Source organism: Lutibacter sp. A64 (genome assembly GCF_022429565.1).
Taxonomy (GTDB): Bacteria; Bacteroidota; Bacteroidia; order Flavobacteriales; family Flavobacteriaceae; genus Lutibacter.
Genome location: NZ_CP092487.1, coordinates 2,742,503 through 2,759,185, shown reverse-complemented (window position 1 = coordinate 2,759,185; position 16,683 = coordinate 2,742,503). Strand labels below are relative to the sequence as shown.

General features: G+C 29.5%; 15 protein-coding genes. 5 read left to right on the top strand and 10 right to left on the bottom strand.

Annotation, left to right across the window (positions count from 1 at the left end):
• Positions 1 to 113: 113 nt before the first annotated feature.
• On the bottom strand, positions 114 to 1,529 hold the full coding sequence (locus MKD41_RS11210; RefSeq protein ID WP_240242381.1) for an alkaline phosphatase: 1,416 nt from the start codon (positions 1,527 to 1,529) through the stop codon (positions 114 to 116).
• 158 nt (positions 1,530 to 1,687) lie between these two features.
• Between MKD41_RS11210 and MKD41_RS11205 the strand changes: the two genes are divergently transcribed.
• Positions 1,688 to 3,994: a M28 family peptidase gene (locus MKD41_RS11205; RefSeq protein WP_240242380.1), complete on the top strand. Its 2,307-nt coding sequence runs from the start codon at positions 1,688 to 1,690 to the stop codon at positions 3,992 to 3,994.
• A 2-nt stretch (positions 3,995 to 3,996) separates the two neighbouring features.
• Positions 3,997 to 5,115 carry a DUF2891 domain-containing protein gene (locus MKD41_RS11200; protein ID WP_240242379.1) on the top strand — a complete coding sequence of 373 codons (1,119 nt, stop codon included), beginning with the start codon at positions 3,997 to 3,999 and terminating at the stop codon, positions 5,113 to 5,115.
• Between the two features lie 2 nt (positions 5,116 to 5,117).
• On the opposite strand, the gene pyk is transcribed toward MKD41_RS11200, so the two are convergent.
• From pyk to MKD41_RS11175, 5 genes are all read right to left on the bottom strand, one after another.
• A complete protein-coding gene (pyk, locus tag MKD41_RS11195; protein ID WP_240242378.1) occupies positions 5,118 to 6,557 on the bottom strand; it encodes a pyruvate kinase in 1,440 nt (479 codons plus the stop codon).
• 2 nt (positions 6,558 to 6,559) lie between these two features.
• Entirely contained in the window at positions 6,560 to 7,015 is a 456-nt protein-coding gene (locus MKD41_RS11190; RefSeq protein WP_240242377.1) for an IPExxxVDY family protein, read from the bottom strand.
• 105 nt (positions 7,016 to 7,120) lie between these two features.
• Positions 7,121 to 7,867: a ribonuclease III gene (rnc, locus tag MKD41_RS11185; protein WP_240242376.1), complete on the bottom strand. Its 747-nt coding sequence runs from the start codon at positions 7,865 to 7,867 to the stop codon at positions 7,121 to 7,123.
• Between the two features lie 12 nt (positions 7,868 to 7,879).
• On the bottom strand, positions 7,880 to 9,130 hold the full coding sequence (gene fabF, locus MKD41_RS11180) for a beta-ketoacyl-ACP synthase II (protein WP_240242375.1): 1,251 nt from the start codon (positions 9,128 to 9,130) through the stop codon (positions 7,880 to 7,882).
• A 6-nt stretch (positions 9,131 to 9,136) separates the two neighbouring features.
• Positions 9,137 to 9,373, bottom strand: coding sequence for an acyl carrier protein (locus MKD41_RS11175; protein WP_134248150.1), 237 nt, complete (start codon positions 9,371 to 9,373; stop codon positions 9,137 to 9,139).
• 223 nt (positions 9,374 to 9,596) lie between these two features.
• Between MKD41_RS11175 and purN the strand changes: the two genes are divergently transcribed.
• Together purN and MKD41_RS11165 are read left to right on the top strand one after the other, a co-directional pair.
• On the top strand, positions 9,597 to 10,163 hold the full coding sequence (gene purN / locus MKD41_RS11170; RefSeq protein WP_240242374.1) for a phosphoribosylglycinamide formyltransferase: 567 nt from the start codon (positions 9,597 to 9,599) through the stop codon (positions 10,161 to 10,163).
• Between the two features lie 4 nt (positions 10,164 to 10,167).
• The gene (locus MKD41_RS11165; protein WP_240242373.1) at positions 10,168 to 10,800 is read left to right on the top strand and encodes a ribonuclease H1 domain-containing protein; all 633 of its coding nucleotides are present in this window, start codon (positions 10,168 to 10,170) and stop codon (positions 10,798 to 10,800) included.
• 230 nt (positions 10,801 to 11,030) lie between these two features.
• Here MKD41_RS11165 and MKD41_RS11160 read toward each other — a convergent pair whose 3' ends face one another.
• Positions 11,031 to 12,245 (bottom strand): aminotransferase class V-fold PLP-dependent enzyme, encoded by a 1,215-nt coding sequence (locus MKD41_RS11160; protein WP_305852411.1) that lies wholly within the window; start codon positions 12,243 to 12,245, stop codon positions 11,031 to 11,033.
• A gap of 295 nt (positions 12,246 to 12,540) precedes the next feature.
• Between MKD41_RS11160 and MKD41_RS11155 the strand changes: the two genes are divergently transcribed.
• The gene (locus tag MKD41_RS11155; protein WP_240242372.1) at positions 12,541 to 13,539 is read left to right on the top strand and encodes a metal-dependent hydrolase; all 999 of its coding nucleotides are present in this window, start codon (positions 12,541 to 12,543) and stop codon (positions 13,537 to 13,539) included.
• Here MKD41_RS11155 and MKD41_RS11150 read toward each other — a convergent pair.
• The 3 genes from MKD41_RS11150 to MKD41_RS11140 all read right to left on the bottom strand — a co-directional run bounded on the left by MKD41_RS11150 (position 13,536) and on the right by MKD41_RS11140 (position 16,587).
• On the bottom strand, positions 13,536 to 14,657 hold the full coding sequence (locus tag MKD41_RS11150; protein ID WP_240242371.1) for an ABC transporter permease: 1,122 nt from the start codon (positions 14,655 to 14,657) through the stop codon (positions 13,536 to 13,538). The genes MKD41_RS11155 and MKD41_RS11150 overlap by 4 nt on opposite strands.
• Positions 14,658 to 14,732: 75 nt before the next feature.
• Complete coding sequence (locus MKD41_RS11145; protein WP_240242370.1) at positions 14,733 to 15,839, bottom strand: ABC transporter permease; 1,107 nt, start codon at positions 15,837 to 15,839, stop codon at positions 14,733 to 14,735.
• 22 nt (positions 15,840 to 15,861) lie between these two features.
• The gene (locus MKD41_RS11140; protein ID WP_240225810.1) at positions 15,862 to 16,587 is read right to left on the bottom strand and encodes an ABC transporter ATP-binding protein; all 726 of its coding nucleotides are present in this window, start codon (positions 16,585 to 16,587) and stop codon (positions 15,862 to 15,864) included.
• Positions 16,588 to 16,683 lie beyond the last annotated feature (96 nt).

Here is a 16,683-nt window from a genome sequence, read left to right as displayed (position 1 = left end):
TTTTTTAGGAGTAGTATAAAAGTCTTTCAATAAGCTAAAACTGTATACAAAAACATCTCATTCTTAAGCTAATTTAAGAATGAGATGTGCAAAAAAAAGTATTTTGAAATTAGTTAAAAGTTATTTTCTACCTCTGCAGCTTCTAACATTAAATAATGTAGGTCTGTATTTTTAATATAAGGTTTTAATAATTCACTACCAGGACCATACATTGCAAGTTCCACATAATCGGCAGAGTGTTGCATACTTATCCACCCAACAGAGTTGTGTTTTTTTTGAATTTTGGCTAATTCATTAAATGGTAAATGTTTATAATTATATAAGCCGTTTTCAGCTTTAATAGAAGTATAATAACTTAAAAGTAATTTAGCTTCATCATCTGTCACTTCAAAATTATTAGCATATTCAATTCTTTCTTTTATTTGAGAGATAGAAGTTTCATTTCCAAAACCGTTTAAAATCCAATCATTGGTATGTTTATAGTTTTGAATACTGTCAAACTGTTTATTAGCATTTTTACCGTAAATTACTCCTGGATTTGCGTTTCCGTGATCTGTAGTAATTATAACGAGTGTATTTTTATCTTTTTCTGCAAAATCTATTGCAACTTTAACGGCTTCATCATGTGCTGTTTGGTCGTATATTAACCCGGCAATATCATTACCATGAGCTGCCCAATCCACTTTTCCTGCTTCTACTTGTAACACAAAGCCTTCTTTATTGTTTTTCATAACATCAATAGCTTTTTGTGTCATTTCACCCAATGTAGGAATTTTTTGAGCAAGTTCTTTATTGTTATTTCTATCAGCTGTATATGGCAATCCATCATTATTGAAAACACCTAAAATTGGTTGGTTATTAGTTGCATTTAACATTTCATTTCTAGTTTTAACCACTTGATATCCACCTAATTTAAATTTTTGGTACATATCTACTTTATCTTTTCTAGATTCGGCAGAAAAATAATTATTTCCACCACCCATCATAACATCAAATTTTTGGGCTAAATACTTTTTAGCAATACCTTCTTGATCGTTTCTGCTTTTACTGTTTACACAAAAACCAGCTGGTGTAGCATGTGTAATTGGTACGGTTGTAACGCACCCAGCCATTTTTCCTGCTTTTTTAAATTTTTGCCAAATAGGTAAATGTTCTTCACCATTAGGCCCAACATTTAAACTTCCATTATTTATTCTAAAACCGCCTCCCCAAGAAGAACTTGCAGCAGCAGAATCTGTAACAATAGAACTTGCAGAAGCCATATCCATTAAAGCTCTATTTACTTTATTGTCTTTATATAATTGAAGCCAATTACTTCCTTTTCCAGTTTTTCTAGAAAGGTATAAATCGGCCATATTTAAAGTTCCGGTACTCATACCATCACTTACAAGTATAATTATATTTTTTGCTTTTTTGTTTTTGTCTATTAAGTCGGGTTCTAGCGTTGTAGCATTTAAATCAAAAGGATTTAATAAAGTTGACCCAATAGCAAATAATGATCCGTTTTTAAAAAATTTTCTTCTATTCATAATTTTTCACATCAATAAGTAGCTTCAAATATACTTTATTTATAGTGAAATTATGTGCCTAGTATTGCTAAAAAATTGTAATTTTAATGTAAATTATTTTGTTTTTAAGATATAAAAATAAATAATTCAACTATTTTTAAATGATTTAAGTTTTAGCAATGGTTTTAAAAAAATATAGTAATGCAGTTTCAATTTTAATATTGATTGCCGGAATTTATTTTAGTTTTTACACCTTATTTCCAAATTTAGGTGCTGAAACTAATGTAACAGATACAGAATTTTCTACAGAAAAAGCACTCGTTCATTTAAAAAACATTTCGAAAAAACCACATTATACGGGTTCTAAAGAACATGCAGTTGTTAGAAATTATATAGTTGAGGAATTCGAGAAGCTTGGTTTGAAAGTAGAAATTCAAGAACAATTAGCTATAAATAGTAGAAGAACAGCTACAGCTACAAAAAATATTTTAACAAGAATTAAAGGTTCTGAAAGCGGTAAGGCATTGTTGCTACTTACACATTACGATTCGAGTCCACATTCTTCTTTTGGTGCAAGTGATGCAGGAAGTGGTGTTGTTGTTATTTTAGAAGGAGTTCGTGCTTTTTTAACTCAAAATAAGGTTCCTAAAAACGATATAATTATTTGTATTTCAGATGCTGAAGAATTAGGGCTGTTAGGTGCAAATGCATTTGTTAATTACCATCCGTGGGCAAAAGATATTGGACTTGTTTTAAATTTTGAAGCTCGTGGTAGTGGAGGACCGAGTTATATGTTAGTTGAAACTAATGGTGGAAATAAAAATTTAATTGAAGCTTTTAAAAAGGCAAACACACCGTATCCGGTTGCAAATTCTTTAATGTATAGCGTTTATAAAATGTTGCCAAACGATACGGATTTAACCGTTTTTAGAGAAAATAAAAATATTGATGGTTTTAATTTTGCATTTATTGATGATTTTTTTGATTATCATACTGCGCAAGATATATTTAATCGGTTAGATTTAAATACTTTACAACATCAAGCTTCGTATTTAATGGCTGGATTAAATTATTTTTCAAATTCTGACTTAGAAAATTTAAAAGCTGAAGAAGATTTTGTGTATTTCAATTTTCCTTATTTTGGAATGGTATTTTATCCATTTTCTTGGGTATTACCAATGGTGTTAATTTGTACATTGTTATTTTTAGTTTTATTAGGAGTTGGGTTTTCAAACAAAAAACTTACAATTATTGGTGTTTTAAAAGGGCTTATTCCTTTTATAGGCTCTTTATTAATTACTAGTTTAGGTGCTTTTTATGGATGGAAGTTTTTATTGAAAATACATCCAAATTACACAAATATTTTACACGGATTTACTTATAATGGTTATTATTATATTGCTGCCTTTGTAGCTTTAACTATAGCAATATGCTTTTGGTTTTATAAAGGTTTTTTTAAAAAAAGAACAGCACAAGATCTAGTAATTGCTCCAATTTTTAGTTGGATTCTTATTAATTTTGGAATTGCTTTTTATTTGCCAGGCGCAGCCTTTTTTATAATTCCAGTATTTATACTATTATTAATATTGGCAATTTTATTATTTGGTAAACAGCAAAATAATTTAATCTTGTTTTCAATTGCAGTATTGCCAATACTTGTTATTTTTTCACCTCTAATTAAAATGTTCCCTGTAGGTTTAGGTTTAAAAATGTTGGTGATAAGTACTGTTTTTACCGTATTGCTTTTTGGATTGCTAATCCCAATTTTTCAACAGTATAAAAACCAGAAAAAAGCATATTATTTATTTTTATTTATAGGTTTTATGGCATTAATTTCCGCAAGTGTAAATTCAGGTTATTCTGAAGAGCGCAAACAACCTAATAGCATTGTATATGTTTATGATACTACTATTAATGAAGCTTATTGGGGAAGTTATAATACCAACATTGATAGTTTTACAACACAATTTTTAGGTGAAAATCCTATAAAAGGAAGTTATAAAGAAAATTCATCTGCTAGTAAATACAATACAAAAATTAACTTACATAAGCAGACAGAAATAGTACCGTTAAAGCAACCAACAATTACCATTGTTTCAGATACTATTATTAATTCAAATAGAAGAGTTTGTTTAAGTATTTATTCTAACAGAAATGCAAATAAAATAGAATTAAGAACTGCCTTTTCAATGGAATTTATGCAATTTAAAGTAAATGAAGTTCCATTAAAAAAAGCTATAACAAAAGACGTTCTTAAACTTAAACCTGGTACTGTTTTAAGTTATTATAGAACTTCAGAAAACGAAATTATAGATTTAGAATTGGTTGTTTCTGAAAATCAACAATTAGAATTTGATATTTTTGAATCTAAATACGATTTACTAACAAATCCGCTTTTTAAAATTGAGCCAAGGCCTAGTACTATGATGCCAATGCCATTTGTATTAAATGATGCTACAATAATAAAATCGAATATAAAACTTTAAGAATGAAGAAAATTTTAATAATTACACTTTTAGCAATTTTTGTGTTTAGTTGTAAAGAACCATTAAAAGAAAAATTACAAAAAGAACCTGAAACTAAAACACAACAAGAGTCCGTATATACAAAACCTGTTTTAGATACCAAAAGTGCTAATTATTTATATCATTTTGCTTTTGATTGTATCGACCAAGAGTATCCTAATAAATTAGGTCAAGTTTTAGGAGATGCAACTTATTTAAAAGAACCATCGGAGTTACACCCAGCTTTTTATGGATGTTTCGATTGGCATTCTTCTGTTCACGGACATTGGACGTTGTTAAACATTTTGCAAAAATTACCAAATTTTGAACATAAAGAGGCTATTTGGAAAAAGTTAAATTCCACAATAACAAAAGAGAATATTTTAAAAGAAGTCGCTTATTTTGATGATACTCATAATAAAAGTTTTGAACGTACGTATGGATGGGCTTGGCTTTTAAAAGTATCGGAAACTTTGCAAGATTGGAAAACTCCAGAAGCTATACAATTAAATGAAAATTTAAAACCATTAGTAGATTTAATTGAACAAAAATATATTGAGTTTTTGCCAAAATTAAAATATCCAATTAGGGTAGGAGAACACCCAAATACTGCTTTTGGAATGTCTTTTGCGTTAGATTATGCCAAAAAATATGCGCCTCAATTAGAAGCCATTATTATAGCAAAATCTAAAGAATATTATTTAAATGATGTTAACTGTCCAATTACTTGGGAGCCTGGAGGATTTGATTTTTTATCACCTTGTTTACAAGAAGCTGCTTTAATGCTAAAAGTACTTCCTAAAAGCGAATATATAACTTGGTTAGATGCCTTTTTACCAAACTTTAGAGCGCAACCAGAAAGTTATTTAGAAGTTGCAGAAGTTACAGACAGGTCAGATGGTAAATTAGCGCATTTAGATGGTTTAAACTTTAGTAGAGCTTGGTGCTTATATGAAATTGGACATAAATTAAAGAATGATAAAATGCTTCAATTAGCTAATAAACACTTTGAGTATAGTTATGAAAAAATGGACTCTGGAGAATATGCCGGAGCCCATTGGTTAGCTTCTTTTGCTTTATATGCTACTTTAAAAAGTAACTAAATTTAGCTATTTTTTTTATATTCAGTAATACGCATTGTATTAGCCATACCTCTTTTCTTTACAGGCATAGAGGTAATGTTAATAGCATAGTCACCTTCGTGTAAATAACCTCTTTCGGCAGCTAAATTATTAATATCTTCAATTGTTTGATCTGTGCTAACAAAACGATCATAATAAACACCTTTAACACCCCAAAGTAAATTTAACATAGCTAAAATTCTTCTGTTAGAAGAGAATACAAGAATGTTAGATTTTGGTCTCCAAGATGAAATATGGAAAGCGGTAAATCCAGAATCTGTTAATGTTGTAATAACTTCAGCATTAATAGAGTTTGCCATTAAAGCAGCTTGGTGACAAATAGTTTTAGAAATAAAACGTTCGTTAATACATTGTACATATGTTTCTGGCATTGAAATTAGTGGAGAATTTTCTACACTTTCAATAATTTTACGCATTTGTTTAATTACCTCTAAAGGAAAAGCACCTACAGATGTTTCACCAGAAAGCATAACAGCATCTGCACCATCCATAATTGAGTTAGCTACATCATTAACTTCAGCTCTAGTTGGAACTTGATTATCAATCATAGTTTCCATCATTTGTGTAGCAATTATAACTGGAATGTGCGCTTTTTTAGCTTTTAAAACCAAACGTTTTTGAATTAATGGAACTTTTTCCATTGGAACCTCAACACCTAAATCTCCACGTGCAACCATTAAGGCATCGCAGTGTGGTGTTAACTTATCTATATTAGATACAGCTTCAGGCTTTTCAATTTTTGCAATTATAGGAATATTATGATCTGAATTCTCATTAATAATTTCTTGTAATTGTATTAAGTCTTCAGGTGTTCTAACAAAAGATAATGCAATCCAGTCAACATCTAAACCAATTGCAAAAACTACATCTTTCTTGTCCTTATCTGTAAGAGCTGGTAAAGAAATTTTTGTATTTGGTAAGTTAACTCCTTTTTTAGATTTTAATGGACCACCTCTAAGTACTTTAGTTGTAACATTTAATTCGCGGTCAGTGTCAATTACTTCAAATAATAATTTTCCATCATCTACCAAAATGTGTTCACCTTTTTTAACATCTTTTGGAAAGTTTTGATAGGTCATAAACGCTTTTTTGTCGGTACCTTCACATTTTTCAGTAGTAAAAGTAAATGTGTCTCCTACTTCAAGCTCTACACCTTCAGCCATAACACCTACGCGTAATTTTGGACCTTGTAAATCTGCTAAAACGGCAACATGAAAGTCTCGTTTTTCGTTAATTTCTCTTATTATTTTAACGCGTTCTTCTACATCTGAGTAGTCAGCATGTGAAAAATTTATTCTGAACACATTTACACCTGATTCCATCATGCGTTCTATTATTTCTTTAGTTCCACAGGCGGGACCTAATGTAGCTACGATTTTGGTGCGTTTTCTGTTTTCTGCCATTGTTAAAAAATTAGATTATATTTTGATTTTAATGTGTTTGTTTTAATTTGATATGAAGTAATTATTTGGTCTAATTTATTTAATTTTTCTACCATTTCTAAAATAAATTCTGGTGTACATCCTTCAATTTTTAATAAGAAATCGACTTTCTTTTTTTCTGGTAGTAAATAAGAAGTTGTACTATAATTTCCTCCAAATAAACCATCTTTATATTGTTCGTTAACAACTTGTAAAGATTTGTTGTTAATTAAATAATAATTTAGGTATGTTTTTTCATCTTTATACTCAAATAATGGAAATTCTACTGTAGAATCTTTAAAATCTAAATTGTCTTTATATCTAACAAATTTAGTGTTTAAATGTTTATTTATTAAATATGCCAATCTATAGTCTTCTTCGGTTGAATGAATTCCAATTAATAAATAATCATCTTCTAAATCAAATGTAAATACCTGCATATAAAGAATGAATATTAATTTTGTAAAAGTACTACTGTTTAATAACAGTAACTAATTATTTTACGAAATCGTATTCGTGATTTGTAAATTAAGACAAAATTTTAGTTATAATGAAATGTCTGAAATTTCTTGTTGAAATGCGTAATAAGCTCTTTTTGCGGCTGTTTCTTCGGCTTTCTTTTTAGATGTTGCTCTTCCTTTTGCAATTATTTTACCATCTAAAAATAGTTTTACGCTAAAGTGTTTTGTTATATCATTGCCTGAATCTTCATAAACTTCAAAAACAAAATCGTTTTTTACTTTTTGACACCATTCAATAAATAAACTTTTGTAACTAGTTATTTTTCCTTCTAATTTTGGTACATCTACATAGGGAACAACAACTCTTTTAAAAATAAATTTTCTGCAATAATTATAGCCTCTATCTAAATAAATAGCACCAACTAATGCTTCAAAAATGTTTCCGTGTACGTTTTCTCCAAATTTAGATTTTGCTACATTACTTCTAACAAATCTAAATAAATCTAAGTCTTTTCCTAGTTCATTTAAATGATCTCTGCTAACAATTTTAGAGCGCATTTTGGTAAGATATCCTTCATCTCCAGAAGGTACTTCTTCAAATAGATATGCTGCAATAATAGAACTCAGCATTGCATCTCCTAAAAACTCTAGACGTTCATAGTTAACAGGAAGCCCTGTTTTTTCATCAACTTCTTTTATAGAGCGATGAATAAAAGCTTTCTTGTAGTATGCTAAATTTTTAGGTTTAAACCCTATTATTTGTTTTAAATCTTTATAAAATACTTCGTCATTTTCTGTACGAGTATCAATAATTTTTCGAATGAAGTTCATTCAGATGTTTTGTTATTCAAATTTTTTAAAGAGTACACAAGCATTGTGTCCTCCAAAGCCAAAAGTATTACTCATGGCAACGTTTACAGTACGTTTTTGTGGTTTATTAAACGTAAAGTTTAATTTACTGTCAATTTGATCATCATCATTAAAGTGATTGATTGTAGGTGGTACAATACCGTTTTTAATAGCAAGTATTGAGGCAATTGCTTCAACTGCTCCAGCAGCACCTAATAAATGACCTGTCATTGACTTAGTTGAGTTAATGTTAAGCTTATATGCATGCTCACCAAAAACTTCTATAATTGCTTTAGATTCTGCAATATCTCCAAGTGGAGTAGAGGTACCGTGCATGTTAATAGCATCAACATCTTCAGGTTTTAATCCAGCATCTTTTAGGCAATTTACCATAACATTATGCGCTCCTAAACCGTCTGGGTGTGGAGCTGTGATATGATATGCATCGGCTGATAATCCACCACCACCAATTTCGGCATAAATATTTGCCCCTCTAGCGATAGCGTGTTCATATTCTTCAAGAATTAATGTTCCTGCACCTTCACCTAAAACAAAACCATCTCTGTCTTTATCAAAAGGTCTTGAAGCTGTTTCAGGGTCGTCATTTCTTGTAGAAAGTGCTTGTAACGAATTAAATCCTCCCATACCTGCAATTGTAACTGCTGCTTCTGAACCTCCAGAAACCATTAAATCTGCATATCCTAAACGAATATAATTTAAGGCATCAATAATCGCATTTGATGATGATGCACAAGCTGAAACTGTTGCAAAATTTGGTCCTCTAAATCCATATTTTATAGAAATTTGACCAGGTGCAATATCAGCAATCATTTTAGGTATAAAGAAAGGGTTAAATCTAGGAGTACCATCACCATTGGCAAAATTAATACATTCATTTTGGAATGTTTCTAATCCACCAATTCCAGCTCCCCATATTACGCCGACTCTATTTTTATCAATTGTTTCTAAATCTAGTTTAGAATCTAGAATAGCCTCATCAGTAGACACCATGGCATACTGCGTAAATCTATCCATTTTTCGAGCTTCTTTTCTATCAAGATAATCCTTAACATCAAAGTTTTTAAGCTCACAAGCAAAACGAGTTTTGAACTTGGACGCATCAAAATACGTGATTGGAGCGGAACCACTAATTCCATTAGTTAGCCCATTCCAAAATTGTTCAACAGTGTTTCCAATTGGTGTTAATGCACCAAGTCCAGTTACTACAACTCGCTTAATTTCCATATAAAATTACTTTTTTGCGTCTTCTATATAGCTAATTGCTTGACCAACAGTACCGATGTTTTCAGCCTGATCGTCTGGAATTTGAATATCGAATTCTTTTTCGAATTCCATAATTAACTCAACAGTATCAAGTGAGTCTGCTCCTAAATCGTTAGTAAAGCTAGCTTCTATTGTTACTTCATTTTCGTCAACGCCTAATTTATCTACGATAATGGCTTTTACTCTTGATGCAATGTCTGACATAATTCTTTAATTTTTAAATTTAATTACTCGGCAAAAATATAAAACTTTCTTTAAAAGAAAATCTTTTAATTAATAAAAGTACTTATTATGATATTAAAATTAATAAAAGTTTTTTTATTTAAGCAGTGAAAGTTACTAATTATTTGTTTATTTTGTGATACAATATCAAGTAATTTTTTAGTTTGTTTTATTCTTATAAATTACAAAAACTATAGATTTCTAAATGAAACGAATTGTTATATTTGCCTCAGGTTCAGGTACTAATGCTGAAAATATTATTAAATATTTTAAAAATAATAAATTAATCTCTGTTGTTCAGGTGCTTTCAAACAAGAAAGATGCCAAAGTTTTAGAACGTGCTAAAAGATTAAATGTTAGTAGTATAAACTTTAATAAAAGTGATTTTTTTACTTCGGATAAAATTTTAACTATTTTAAAGGAAAAAGCAGATTTTATTGTTTTAGCGGGTTTTTTATGGAAAATTCCTACTGAAATTATTGAAGCTTTTCCAAATAAAATTCTAAATATTCATCCTTCATTGTTGCCAAAATATGGTGGTAAAGGAATGTACGGAATGCATGTGCACGAAGCTGTAGTTAAAAATAAAGAAACTGAATCTGGAATTACAATACACTATGTTAATGAAAATTATGATGAAGGTGCTATTGTTTTTCAAGAGCGTTTTAAAGTTTTAGCTACCGATACAGCTGAAGATGTTGCTCAAAAAATACATAAATTAGAATATGAGTTTTTTCCAAAAATTATTGAAAAAGTAGTATTAGACTTATAGTTTTATGGCTAAAAAAAAGTTTTATGTAGTTTGGAATGGGCATAAAAAGGGTGTTTATTCTTCTTGGGATATGTGTAAAAAACAAATTTCAAATTTTACGGGTGCACAATACAAATCTTTTGCTTCAAAAGAGGCTGCTGAAAGTGCTTTTAAAGGGAATTATAAAGATTATGTTGGTAAGGATACCAAAACCGTAAAACTTTCTGCAGAGGAATTAAAAAAATACGGAAAACCAATACTTAATTCAATTGCTGTAGACGCCGCTTGTGCTGGAAACCCAGGCAAAATGGAATATCGTGGTGTTACAACAAAAGATAAAAAGCAGTTGTTTATTCAAGGGCCTTTTGAACAAGGAACTAATAATATTGGTGAGTTTTTAGCTTTGGTTCACGGGTTGGGTTATTTAAAGCAACGAAATTTAGATGTTCCAATTTATTCAGATTCTAAAATTGCCATTTCTTGGGTTAAAAAAGGACAATGTAGAACCAATTTACAAATAACTTCAAAAAATAAAGTGTTATTCGATTTTGTGAAACGTGCCGAAAAATGGCTGAAAGAGAACACTTATACTACTAAAATATTAAAGTGGGAAACCAAAGCTTGGGGTGAAATTCCTGCGGATTTTGGAAGAAAGTAGTTGCAATTGATAGTTGTAAATTAGCAATTGAAAGTTGGTTTGGAGTTGTTTTCTTTCAATTTTTTTGTCATTGCTGCGAAGGTAGAAATTCATATTTAGGTCTGTTTTAGATTCTTGTTTTCATAGGAATGACAAATTATAACTTAAAAAAAACCTAACAAGTTTTTAAAACCTGTTAGGTTTGCTATTTTTGAATAATTTTAAAACTTTTTACTTTGCAACTTTCAAACTTACGATAACATCATTTTAGCCTTTAATAAAGCATCACATAGCATATCTACTTCTTCAAAAGTATTGTAAAAAGAGAACGATGCTCTTACGGTGCCAGGAATTTTATAAAAGTCCATAATTGGCTGTGCGCAATGGTGTCCTGTTCTTACTGCAATTCCTAATTTATCTATAATTGAACCAATATCATACGGATGAATGTTTCCAATATTAAATGAAATTACGGCAGTTTTATGTTTTGAAGTTCCATAAATTTTTAAACCTTCAATTTCAAGTAGTTTTTTGGTTGCATACTTTAATAATTTATCTTCATATGCGGTAATATTATCAAAGCCAATATTGTTCATATAATCAATAGCAGTTCCAAAGGCTATTCCGCCAGCAATATTTGGAGTTCCGGCTTCAAATTTATGAGGTAAATCGGCATAAGTAGTCTTTTCAAAAGTCACCTGTTTTATCATTTCACCACCACCTTGGTATGGCGGTAATTTGTTTAGCCACTCCTCTTTTCCGTATAAAATTCCAACGCCTGTTGGGCCACATAATTTGTGTGCAGATGCTACATAAAAATCAACATCTAAGGTTTGTACATCTGGTTTTATATGTGGGCAACTTTGTGCACCATCAATTAAAACGGCTGCACCTACGTTGTGTGCTTTTTTAATAATTTCTTCAATAGGATTTATGGTACCTAATGCATTTGAAACGTGATTTACAAAAACTAGTTTTGTTTTATCTGAAAGTAATTTGTCGTATTCAGAAAGTACTAAATCACCATCTAAATTCATTGGAATTACTTTTAAAATAGCTCCAGTACGTTCACATAACATTTGCCAAGGAACTATATTTGAATGATGCTCTAAGGCAGAAACTATAATTTCATCACCTTTATTTAATAATGAAGTAAAACCCGTAGCAACAATATTGATACTGTGTGTTGTACCGGAAGTAAGTATAATTTCGTAACTTTTTTTTGCATTAAAGTGCTGTTGTAATTTTATACGAGCTTGTTCATATGCATCTGTTGCTTTTTGACTTAAAGTATGAACACCTCTATGAATATTTGAATTTATAGTGGTATAATAATTTACAATGGAATCTATTACAACTTGTGGTTTTTGAGTAGTTGCGGCATTGTCTAAATAAACTAATGGTTTTCCATTTACTGTTTCTTTTAGAATAGGAAAATCAGCTCTAATTTTATCAATATCTATCATTTTTGTTTTTTAGAATGATTCTAAATACAAAATTACAAAATTGAGATTGTTTTAATTGAAGTTCTTAAAATCTTTTCTTAAGAAATTATTATTTTAAGGGTTGTATGCTTGCTAATATTTGAATTTTGAGGGCTTCAACTTTAGGAGGTGTTTAGAGAAGCCATTCTTTTTGTGATAATATTCTATACTTTTTGTTTGGTTTTAGTAAGTTCTGTAATTGTTTAATAAACTTATTACTGCCAAAAATTAAATATTTTATGTTATCTGAATTACAAGACTTACTTTTGAAAACTTTATGGATTCATTAACTCAAATAGTATTAGGAGCTGCCGTTGGAGAGGCTGTTTTAGGTAAAAAAGTTGGAAATAAAGCAATGCTTTATGGTGCAATTGCTGGTACTATTCCTGATTTAGATATAATTTCTTCGTATTTTACAGATACTGTAACTGCAATTTCTATACATCGCGGATTTACACATTCTATTGTGTTTGCAGTGCTTTTTGCTTTTATTTTTGGTTGGATTGTTTCCAAATATGAGATGTATAAAAATTTTAAAGGTTGGTTTTGGTTATTTTTCTGGGCATTTTTTACACATTCCATTTTAGATGCACACACCACTTGGGGTACACAGGTGTTTTGGCCTATTGATTTTAGATTAGCTTTAAAAACAGTTTTTGTAATCGACCCTTTGTATACAGTACCTTTTTTAGTGTTTTTAATTTTAGCTATGTTTCAAAAACGATTAGCAAAAAAAAGAAGATTCTATAATAATATTGGTTTAATAATAAGTTCATCCTATTTAGTGCTTACATTTTTATTAAAGTGGATAGCTTTTAACCAATTTGAATCTGCATTGGATAAACAAGATATAAATTATATACAATTAGATACACGGCCTTCACTTTTAAATACAATACTTTGGAGTGCTAATGTAGAAACTGAGGACTCATATTTATTAGCCAATTATTCATTTTTTGATTCAAAACCAATCAATTTTGAAAGTTATCCTAAAAATCATCATTTATTAGGAAATCTTGTTGAAAATAACAAAGTAAAACGTATGATTTCAATTTCTAAAGGATGGTATATTATATCTCAAGATAAAGGGAATCTGTATTTCAACGATTTACGTTTTGGACTTTTAAGTTTAGAGCCAGCATCTCAAAATTTTGTTTTTAAATATAAAATAGCAGTTGATAATTTAGGAGGATTAACATTTATAGAGGAACCAAAAGATAGACGTGATGGCAAAAAGTTATTGTCAGATTTGTGGGTTCGTTTAAAGGGAAATTAATTTGTTTTTTTATAGCTCCAAACAGCCAAACCATTCATAATAACTGCGTAAATAGTTGTTTTTATTAGTTGAGGAAGTATGTCGTTAAGTCCAGATCCTTTTAACATTACCATTCGCATAATTTCTACAAAGTATCTTATTGGATTAAATTCTGTTATTACTTGAGCCCATTTAGGCATACTTTCTATAGGTGTAAATAAACCACTCATTAGAATAAAAATAACCATAAAAAACCAAGAGATAAACATAGCTTGTTGCTGTGTGTCTGTAAAATTTGAAATAAATAGGCCAATACCTAAAATTACTAAAATATAAACGGAAGTGTATAAATACATAAGTGCTAAGCTACCAACCATTGGAACATTAAATACAAGTTTTGTTATAATTAATCCAACGGATAATAGACCTAATCCTATTATCCAAAATGGGAAAAGTTTACCTATTATAAATTGACTTTTCTTTATTGGTGTAACATTTATTTGCTCTAATGTTCCAATTTCTTTTTCTCTTACAATGTTCATTCCAGATAAAAATAAAATAATCATAGTTACAAGTAAAACCAATATTCCTGGTACCATAAACGTTTTATAGTTTAGGGTTTTGTTGTACCAAAATAGGGGAATGGTCTCAATGTATACGGGTTTAATTTGTGTGTCTGAAATATGAGATAACTCCACTTTTATTTTTTGATTAAAACGTTGTATAATTTGAGAAACATAAACATTTTCTACTCCTGCTGCTGCACCATCAATTGCATTAATGGTTACACCTAAACTATTGTATTTTTCTGCTTGTAAGTCGCGTTCAAAATATTGTGGAATTTCTAAAACAACATCTACTTTTCCGTTTAACATTTCTGAACTAGCTAATTTTTCTGAAGGAAAATCTGTTAGTACATTAAAATATGTTGAAGCATTAAATTTTTCAATTAATTCTCTTGAGGTTGATGTGCGATCATTATCAATATATCCAAACTTAATATTTTTAATATCAAAAGTAGCTGCATTTGCTAATATTAAAAGCTGCATTATAGGCATAATAAAAATAATAGGAAGCATTCCTTTATTTCTAAAGATTTGTTTGAATTCCTTTTGTATTATGTATAGTATTGTTTTCATTTTGTAGTATCTGGTAACTAGTATTCTGTATCAGGTGTTTTTAATATTTTTATGTTCCTTCAAAAATTATAAAACTTATTCTAATCTTATTTTATATTTCTTTACACTTAATCCAATAAAAAAAACAGTCATTCCTGCTAAAATCAGCGTTTCTTTCCAGATATATTGCAACCCAACACCCTTTAACATAATGCCTTTTATAATAATTATAAACCATTTGGCAGGAACAATATTACTTATTACTTGCATTGGTAAAGGCATACTTGAAATAGGAAAAATAAAGCCAGATAACAAAATAACAGGGAGCATTAATCCCATTAAAGAAATCATCATAGCGGTTTGTTGTGTGGCAGAAATTGTTGAAATTAAAATACCTAATGCTAGTGATGTTATAATGAATAACACGCTTTCTAATCCTAATAAAAATAAACTTCCTTGAACAGGCATTTTAAAAATAAAAATGCTTAATAAAATAATAATGATTGCATTAATTATAGATAGAAAAATATACGGAAAAACTTTACCAATAATAACCTGAAAAGGTTTTAGAGGTGATACTAATAGAATTTCCATTGTTCCTAATTCTTTTTCTCTGGTTATGGAAATAGATGTCATCATAGCAGATACTAGCATAAGAATCATTGTCATTACACCAGGTACAAACATATATACGCTTTTTAATTCTGGATTGTAAACCAAGCGTGTTTTGGTGTTTATTTGGTAATTAGAGACACTATTTTTATTTAATTCTTTTTGATATTGAATTACAATAGCATTAATATAATTACTAATTGTATTGGCTGTGTTTGGGTTTGTAGCATCTGTAACAATTTGTATGTTAGCTTTATTTTCTTTAATTAAATTCTCACTAAAGTTTTGTTCAAAATTTAAAACTGCTTTAACGTGGCCCTTTTTAAAGACTGAAGCAATATCTTCTTCTTTTTCTAGCATTTGCTTAATGCTGAAATATTTTGAAGCTGAAATTTTATTAATAATTTCTTTGGTTGTTACATCTTTTGAATGGTCTAAAATAGCAATATCTACATTGTTGATTTCGTTGGTAATGGCGAAACCAAATAACATTATTTGTGCAATTGGCATACCAAAAAGAATAAACAACGAACGTTTATCTCTAATAATATGGTAAAATTCTTTTTTTATAAATCCTATAAAACGTTTCATAATTTACTTACTGTTAGTTGGTTTACCTTGCTAATTTTAAAAACACATCATTCATATTATTTACATTAAATTGTTCTTTTAATTTTTTAGGTGTATCTAAAGCTTCAATTTTACCGTTTACCATTATAGATACTCTATCGCAATATTCCGCCTCGTCCATATAATGCGTTGTTACAAAAATGGTAGTGCCTTGGTGAGCCGCTTTATAAATCATTTCCCAAAATTGACGTCTAGTAATTGGATCTACACCACCAGTTGGTTCATCTAAAAACACAATTTTTGGATTGTGTAAAAGAGCTACCGAAAAAGATATTTTTTGTTTCCAACCTAGTGGTAACGAGCCTACAAGTTTGTTTGTAATGTTTTGCAAGCCTAATTCTTCAACTAACTGGCATCTTTTTTCATTTATTTGTTTACGATTTAAGCCATAAATACCTCCAAAAAATGTAATATTTTCTTTTACAGTTAAATCATCATACAAAGCAAATTTCTGACTCATATAGCCAATATTTTTTTTAATTGCTTCGGCATTTGTAAACACATTAAAACCGGCTACATTTGCTGCTCCAGATGTTGGTGTGGAGATTCCAATCAACATTTTCATTGCGGTGGTTTTTCCTGCTCCATTGGCTCCTAAAAAACCAAATATTTCACCTTTTTTAACTTCGAAAGTAATGTTATTTACAGCCGTAAAATCTCCAAATTTTTTGGTAAGGTTTTCAACGTGTATTACATTTTCTTGTTTCATTTTTCTTCATTATTAAACTCGTCATTCTAAATTTGTTTCAGAATCTCACTATATAGTTTTTCAATTATTATGAGAACCTTAAACAGGTTCAGGTCG